Source organism: Alkalimonas sp. (assembly GCF_020831925.1).
Classification (GTDB): Bacteria; Pseudomonadota; Gammaproteobacteria; order Enterobacterales; family Alteromonadaceae; genus Alkalimonas.
Window position 1 is genome coordinate 1 of record NZ_JAFIFQ010000083.1, and the last position, 7,371, is coordinate 7,371.

Annotated in this window: 7 protein-coding genes; 4 read left to right on the forward strand and 3 right to left on the reverse strand. The window is 49.7% G+C overall.

The genetic code is table 11. The annotated features are described in order from the left end of the window. Positions 1-365: 365 nt before the first annotated feature. Positions 366-833 carry an RNA-binding protein gene (locus JJU14_RS15665; protein ID WP_228614659.1) on the forward strand — a complete coding sequence of 156 codons (468 nt, stop codon included), beginning with the start codon at positions 366-368 and terminating at the stop codon, positions 831-833. Between the two features lie 103 nt (positions 834-936). Further along, a complete protein-coding gene (gene trmA / locus JJU14_RS15670) occupies positions 937-2,034 on the forward strand; it encodes a tRNA (uridine(54)-C5)-methyltransferase TrmA (protein WP_228614660.1) in 1,098 nt (365 codons plus the stop codon). A gap of 1 nt (position 2,035) precedes the next feature. Here trmA and fabR read toward each other — a convergent pair whose 3' ends face one another. Beyond that, on the reverse strand, positions 2,036-2,632 hold the full coding sequence (gene fabR / locus JJU14_RS15675; protein ID WP_228614661.1) for an HTH-type transcriptional repressor FabR: 597 nt from the start codon (positions 2,630-2,632) through the stop codon (positions 2,036-2,038). Between the two features lie 98 nt (positions 2,633-2,730). Between fabR and JJU14_RS15680 the strand changes: the two genes are divergently transcribed. Then, positions 2,731-3,861 carry a fatty acid desaturase gene (locus JJU14_RS15680; RefSeq protein WP_228614662.1) on the forward strand — a complete coding sequence of 377 codons (1,131 nt, stop codon included), beginning with the start codon at positions 2,731-2,733 and terminating at the stop codon, positions 3,859-3,861. Positions 3,862-3,912: 51 nt separating this feature from the next. Here JJU14_RS15680 and JJU14_RS15685 read toward each other — a convergent pair whose 3' ends face one another. Next, a complete protein-coding gene (locus JJU14_RS15685; RefSeq protein ID WP_228614663.1) occupies positions 3,913-4,869 on the reverse strand; it encodes a hypothetical protein in 957 nt (318 codons plus the stop codon). Positions 4,870-4,975: 106 nt separating this feature from the next. Between JJU14_RS15685 and JJU14_RS15690 the strand changes: the two genes are divergently transcribed. After that, positions 4,976-5,605: a trimeric intracellular cation channel family protein gene (locus JJU14_RS15690; RefSeq protein ID WP_228614664.1), complete on the forward strand. Its 630-nt coding sequence runs from the start codon at positions 4,976-4,978 to the stop codon at positions 5,603-5,605. On the opposite strand, the gene JJU14_RS15695 is transcribed toward JJU14_RS15690, so the two are convergent. After that, on the reverse strand, positions 5,602-7,203 hold the full coding sequence (locus JJU14_RS15695) for a FimV/HubP family polar landmark protein (protein ID WP_228614665.1): 1,602 nt from the start codon (positions 7,201-7,203) through the stop codon (positions 5,602-5,604). The genes JJU14_RS15690 and JJU14_RS15695 overlap by 4 nt on opposite strands. Positions 7,204-7,371 lie beyond the last annotated feature (168 nt).

A 7,371-nucleotide genomic window follows, 5' to 3' on the forward strand; every position in this document is an offset into this window, starting at 1 on the left:
ACTGATTATTCGTTTGCACGTATCAACACAAGTACCCACACAGATAATTGATTGCGAATTGTTAAAGAGCAGTGCTTCATTCCGAAGCAGGACGCGCATTTTACATCGTCCTCGTAGCAAGTCAAGCCGGTTTCGAAAATATTTCAACAATCCGCTTCACTTCTCATCGCTTTTTGAGGGCTTCAAGCCCATCTCCAAGCGAGGGCGCCATTTTAGGGATTTAAACCGTGCTGTCAAGGCTGAAAACGCAAATTTGTCTTTTATTAGATTTCAGTTGGCTAGTTCCCGAGCAACCGCTAAGATTAAACCACCTGTGTTGCAGGTTTTTACCGAACTAATTTATTGACTCTTATAGGATATATCTTATGTTACCTACGTTACGAGCCACCTTGCCTTATACCCTTGCGGTGGCGATTCTTGCTTATCTGGTTTTTTTCCTGCTAGATCCTGCCTGGCCTGCACCTGTATTGGTCGTGTTGGGTGTTTTACTTTGCGGTGTACTGGTACCCATTCTGCGCGATGTAAAGGGCAATGCCATTAACCTGAGTGATGATATGGTGGAGCATATTTATCAGGGCGAAACGGCGACACTCTACGTTGGCAATCTGCCTTACCGCGCAAATGAGGAATCGGTGCAGCAGTTATTCGAGACCAAAGGCGTGGTGCTCAATGTTCGCCTGATGAAAGATCGGCAGACAGGACGTCGACGTGGCTTTGGTTTTGTTGAAGTGGCCGCCAAAGACGCAGAAAAAATGATCAACGCGTTAAATGACAGCGAATTTCAGGATCGAACACTGAAAGTGCGCGAAGCAAAAGATCGACAGGAAAGTTAACTGCACTCCCGGCAGCGCTCCAACCAGCGCTGCCTCTTTGTATTTGGCAGCCAGTATAAAAAAACGTAAGATCGCGCTTTTACGCTTTTTATCAGGATGCCGCATGCGCCCAGGACAAACTTTTCCCGACCAATACGAAGCTCTGCTGACGTCCAAACTTGGATCTGTGCAGGCCTTGTTACAACATTTGCAGCTTCCTGAAGCCGAAGTATTCCGCTCTCCAAGTGAGCACTATCGGTTACGGGCAGAGTTTCGTGTCTGGCATGAGGGGGATGACTTATTCCATATTATGTTTGACCCGTCGACCAAAGAGCGTGTCCGTATTGATCATTTTCCTATCGCCGATAAACGCATCAGCGACATGATGCCGGTCTTGCTGCAACTACTGAAAGGCAATGATGAGCTGCGCCGCCGCTTATATCAAATTGATTACCTGACTGGCTTAAGTGGCGAGCTACTGATTACCTTGATCTACAAACGTCCGTTGGATGAAAACTGGCAACAGGCAGCCAACACTTTGAAACAGCAATTGGCAGACTATGCACCGCTGGATCTGATTGGCCGTGCTCGTAAACAGAAAATTGAACTGGATCGCGACTTCATCATTGAACAACTGCAGGTAAAACAAAGAACACTGCGCTATCAGCAAATTGAAAACAGCTTTACCCAACCCAACGGTGAAGTAAATCAACACATGTTAAGTTGGACATGCGATGTGGCAACTCAACTAAAAGGCGACTTGCTGGAGTTGTATTGTGGTAATGGTAATTTCTCACTGGCACTGGCTGCACATTTTGACCAGGTGATTGCTACCGAAATCTCCCGAAAGTCCATTCGTTCAGCACAGTACAACTGCCACCTGAATCAGATCAACAATGTACAAGTGCTGCAAATATCGGCTGAAGATGTGTCAGCAGCCTTACTTCAAGGCAGTAAATTGAAGCAGCTCGACTTATCTGAGCTTCAGCTCAATACCGTGTTGGTAGACCCACCACGGGCAGGTCTGGATCCGGCGACAGTAGAATTGGTCAGTCGCTTTAACGATATTATTTATATCTCCTGCAACCCGGAGACGCTGAAAGTTAATTTGGACGAGTTGGATAAAACGCATCGTATCGAACGTTTTGCCGTCTTTGATCAGTTTCCTTACACCCATCATCTGGAGTCTGGTGTCTGGCTACGAAAAAAAACGTCACCATAGATCACACAGCCGGAGGTTTACTGCCTCCGGCCAGCCAACGCAATTGCTGAATGGTTTTCGTGGTAATGCGCTGCCGAACTTCATCACTGGCATCCAGCGCGTCAGCACCAGCATGAAATACCAGAATCACCATGGCTTCCGCCTGAATCAATGCCATTTCCGCCGTGGACTTGTTTTCTTTACGAAGGTAATCAGCCAGCTCAGCACAAAAATGCTGAATTTCACGTGCGACAGCGCTGCGAAACGCAGCCGAGGTGCCAGAACGTTCACGCAGCAGCAAGCGGAACACATTACTGTGCTGCATAATAAACTCCATAAAAGTCTCAACCGACGTCTGGATTACACTACGATTATGCACAATGCGTTGCCTAGCCTGTCGCATCAGCTGACGTAGCATCAGGCCGGCTTCATCCACCAGCGTCAAGCCCAGTTCATCCATATCGGAAAAATGACGATAAAAAGAGGTTGGCGCTATACCCGCTTCTCTTGCTACCTCACGCAGGCTAAGGCTGGCAAAGCTTTTGTCCGCGCTCAGTTGCTGAAAAGCTGCGTTAATAATGGCGCGCCTGGTTTTCTCTTTTTGTTCCGCTCGGCTCACTAGGGCGTCTCTTTTTCACTGTCATTCATCGGATCCAGCTTGACCTGTACATACAGCACCGGTACATTGGGCGTACATTTGTAAGCTGAAAATTATTTATGCAAAAAGCCCCACTTATCTGGACCAACATTCTGGTCTTTAGCAGTACTTTCCTGGTAGCTCTGGTTGCAGTGCCCTGGTACGCCATCGCTGTTGGCTTTGGCAAAGCAGAAATCATTGCCATGATGTTATGCCTTGGCTACTGCGGAATGTCAATTACCGCTGGCTATCATCGTTTGTGGTCACACAAATCTTATCAGGCGCATCCAATACTGGAATTTATCTTTGCCATTGGCGGTGCTTTTGCGCTACAAAACAGCGCCATTCACTGGGCATCTGATCACCGGGTGCATCACCGTCATGTTGATGACAATGACAAGGATCCCTATTCCGCCAAACGTGGCTTTTGGTTCAGCCATATCGGCTGGATGCTGCGCGATTATCAGGGACCGGATCATTATACCTATGATAATGTACGTGATTTGCAGAAAAACAAAATTCTGCGCTGGCAGCACAAACACTACTTGGCACTGGTCCTGGCCACCAACATTGGCATTCCGATTTTATTAGGCCTGCTGTTTGGCAACCTCTGGGGCATGATCCTGCTGGTGGGGGTTCTGCGTTTAGTGCTCAGTCACCATTTCACTTTTTTTATCAACTCACTGGCCCATATCTGGGGCAAACAGACCTATACCGATCAGAATACCGCCCGGGACAATGGGGTGCTGGCTCTGCTGACCTATGGGGAAGGCTACCATAACTTCCATCATCTGTTTGAGTACGATTACCGCAATGGCATTAAATGGTGGCACTTTGATCCCACCAAGTGGCTGATCAAAGCATGCTCCTGGGTAGGCCTGGCCAGCAAGTTACGAACCTGCCCAGAGGAGCGCATCGAGCAGGCCAAAGCTACGATGCAGTTACAACGTGCCAGGGCTCGGTTGTCGGCCTTGCCGGATGCAGAACAAATCTTGCATAAGATTGAACTGGAGTATGAGCTGTTAATGGAGCGGATGCAGGCTTATTATGAATTGAAGAAGAGTCTGCTGCTGCAGCGCAAGCAACAATTACAAAGCAGCCTGCAAGAGCATTATGCCGAGCTGAATATTCAAAAACAGTATCAGGAATTGAAAGCTTTATTTACCGAGCAGCGCAGACACTGGCGCAGATTAACAACTGAGCTGGCTTGAATCACATCAGAAGAAAGAAGGGCAGCCGATGGCTGCCCTTCTTGTTATCATCTAATCATTTACGCTTACCCGAACACCAGCAAACTCCAGTAAATCATCCAGACTTTCCAAAGTCTGAAAAGCTGCCCCCTGTTCCAACTCAGCGAAACGCAACGGCTGCTGCAACTGAAAAAAGAGTGTTAAGGACTCTGGTTGCTGCACAAAAACAATCAGCTTTTGCCGTATTTCCGCTGGCAATGCCTCGGCTGTTGATAGCATCATCAACGCCATGCCCTGCAGCACACTAAAGTCTGGTGTTTGTCCTTGAGCTGCTGTCAAGGAAAGCAGTCGCTGCAAAAAGCCGTGATTCTCGATACGGATCTCACCGCCAGACAGAGCTGCAGCCATCGCAGCCGCGGTGAATTGCTCAACATAGGCGTCAGAGTCCATCATCGCTTGTTGCTGAGCCGAGCTCATCGCTGTGATTCTGCTCAGCTCTTGCCAAACGGCCTGCATCTCCGTGAACTGTAAATGATAGCGCACCATAAATTCATCATTAATACGGGTTTGCTGTGCTAGCTCAAGCAGACCATTACTTGCCTGGTACTGGTAACTGTAATCACCGTGCACTTTTAAACTGGCAGCAAAGTCCGACAACTCGGCGGGAACAAACAGCTTAGCTCCTCCGCCTAGGGCCAGACTACGCACACGTACACTGCCCTGGTCAGATAAACGATTAGGCTTTATACCATTCAGCTCAACCTGCTCAATCGTCAATAGCTCTCCAAGCCCTTGCAGCTGCAGGCTAACCCCTTCAATCTGGTAACGAGACCGCAGCACACTGGCACGCACACTCTGGTACTGCAGCTGCAATGCCGGCAATAAGCCCTGCTCAGCCATCTCTGCATAGGACTGATTAACCTCGGCAATTTGTGTTTTAATGGCTCTGGTCGCCTGATGGTTGACCAGTTGTAATCCAACCAACCCCCCCCCTAACAGCACCACTGGAATAAGTAGTTTTTTATTCATAGTTCCTCGGCTTAGCACGACGATTGCCGCGACTCAAGATAGCTATCCTTCAGATTGAATGGCATGCTAGCATATCAGCAATGGTCGCGACACCGGGTTATGGTACATGGATTATCTGCATTGGTTTGATTTAATGGGAGTTGCTGTTTTTGCCATCTCCGGTACTTTAGCCGCATGGCGTAAACAGATGGATGGCTTTGGCGTACTGGTACTGGCTACGGTCACTGCCATTGGTGGTGGTAGCCTGCGCGATGTGTTGTTGGATGTGCCTGTGGTCTGGATGAACAACAATAATTACTTTATTGCGATTTTCAGCGCCGCGCTCATTACCATAGTGCTGTTAAGAAAACGGCTAACCATCCCCAACAATACCCTGCAATTCTTTGACGCTATTGGTCTGGCATTTTTCGTCATTATGGGTACACAAAAGGCTCTGGATCATGGCACCTCTTATTTTGTAGCCGTGATGATGGGTACTATGAGTGGGGTCGCCGGCGGTATGATTCGTGATGTACTGTGTCGTGAAATCCCAATGGTGTTCCGCGGTGAGCTTTACGCTTTTACTTGTATCTTTGGCGGCGCCGTCTATATTCTGGCACAAATGGCCGGCGCAACGACCCTGCTAGCCATGCTGCTTGGCATGAGCAGCCTGCTTGCACTGCGACTGGCGGCCATTAAGTGGCAGCTCACCATCCCAGTGTTTGGCAAACATACATCCGACTTAGGCGAGCCTTAGAAGTAGTACTCCAGCGTTAGTTGAATGTAATCATCACGCCGCAGCCAATACAGTAACTCGTCCGGATAGCGGCTGTGAAATAACCAGCCATCGACACGCAATCGGAACCGTTCACCCAGTCGGGTAGACGCCTCAAGGTAAGCACTGCGACTGTGACTTCGATCTAGATCCTGCATCATGCCAAACAAAATTTCCGAGCCAGCAGCATCATTGAGTGCCAACCGCCAGCCAACAAATAGATCATTCTGGGCAATGGTGGTAGCTGCCAGGCCCCGGCTATCGTACTGATATTCCAGCAGCCAGCCCAGATCCCAAAAGTACTCATTAATGCCAACCTGAGTGTATTCAAAACCGGTCACCAGGGCCTTGGAATGCTCTGCCTCTGTATGGCGATAAACCGCTTCGGTTTTCCATAGCCAGGAGCCAAGGACCCACTGCGCATCCAGCCCCAACTGCTTCAATTGCGGATAGTAAGGCACCAACTGCTGCTCTGCTGGCAACAACACAGGCTCCCGTGCCGTGCCTTGAAAATAGCTTAGCCCCAAGTCCAGACTACTAAACTGTTGTGACCAGCGCAGTGCCCAATCCAGATGGCTGCGCTTTTGCCGCGACTCATACAAAGCGGCCGAGTTGTCCACCAGCTGCGGCAAACGCAAGCGCCCTTCTTCACCAGCAAATTTGCGCTCGCGAAAATACGGCAGTAAATACGCCTGCACAGTACCATAGTCACGGATCAGACTCAGTTGCAGCATGGGCTGCCCCAGCTTACTCTCACCATCCGGTCTATCCAACAAATCCCGCTGATTGATAACATCGACCAGCCGCTGTGACTCAACTGCGCCCCAGAAGACCTTATTGATACCCGCCCGTAACTCCCAGTCACCGCCATAATACAACCAGTAAGCTTCGGAAATATCCAGTAAATGACGGGCACTGTCCCGTTGATCCCACCGAATATAGGGCGAAAACACCAAGGTGTGACTGCGGTCATCCGACTGCCAGTAGCCCTCAAGTTCAAAGCTGACACTGTTGTGCCATTGTGCCTGTTGCTGCAAACCTGCCTGAGGATACCAGCGCGGCATCAGATTCAGCTGCGAAAACCACTCGACCTGCTGCCAAAAACCAGGTTCCGGTTCAGCCGATGAAGTAGTTGTTACAGCTCTGGTTGCTGCCCCTTGTGAGGTACCAGGATTGGATGGCGGGGTGTTATGCACAGCCGAGTTTACCGGGGAAGTCTCTGGCTGCTCAGTTGGGGCTGACTCAGCGACCACAACGACAGACCTGTTTTCGATAGCTGACGGATCTACCGATGCAGCCTTTGTTACCGCTGCTGGCTGCTGAGCTGATGCCAACAGAGCAACTCGTGCCTCTGCAAGAGCTTGCTCGGCGGCATCTGGATTCTGCTGCACCATCTGTTCGCGGCTTGGTAATTGCAAGATAACGCCATGACGCAATTGATTCAAATCACCCTGTTGAAAAGCCTGCGGGTTCAACTCGCGTATCGCTTGTATCACTTGCGCCATACTGACACTGTGATCAGGCCGGATCTCACTGGCGATGCGCCACAGCGTTTCATTCGGTTGCACCTGCCGCTGCATGTTTGCTTCAGCGACTGCAGGTGCAGCACAGAAAGCAAAGCACAGCCCCATCACCCATAAAGGTTTAGACTTTATCTTCACGCTAGCTAACCAGCTAGCGGGCACGTTGCAACGCATTTTGGTCAAAATCCGCATCAGTCAGGCCACGATCGAACAGGATCTCATTCA

Bases quoted from the DNA above. Each gene is read 5' to 3' on its own strand.
- trmA (WP_228614660.1), top strand. From the start codon at position 937: ATGCGCCCAGGACAAACTTTTCCCGACCAATACGAAGCTCTGCTGACG.
- JJU14_RS15685 (WP_228614663.1), bottom strand. From the start codon at position 4,869: ATGAATAAAAAACTACTTATTCCAGTGGTGCTGTTAGGGGGGGGGTTG.
- JJU14_RS15690 (WP_228614664.1), top strand. From the start codon at position 4,976: ATGGATTATCTGCATTGGTTTGATTTAATGGGAGTTGCTGTTTTTGCC.
- JJU14_RS15665 (WP_228614659.1), top strand. From the start codon at position 366: ATGTTACCTACGTTACGAGCCACCTTGCCTTATACCCTTGCGGTGGCG.
- JJU14_RS15695 (WP_228614665.1), bottom strand. From the start codon at position 7,203: ATGCAGCGGCAGGTGCAACCGAATGAAACGCTGTGGCGCATCGCCAGT.
- JJU14_RS15680 (WP_228614662.1), top strand. From the start codon at position 2,731: ATGCAAAAAGCCCCACTTATCTGGACCAACATTCTGGTCTTTAGCAGT.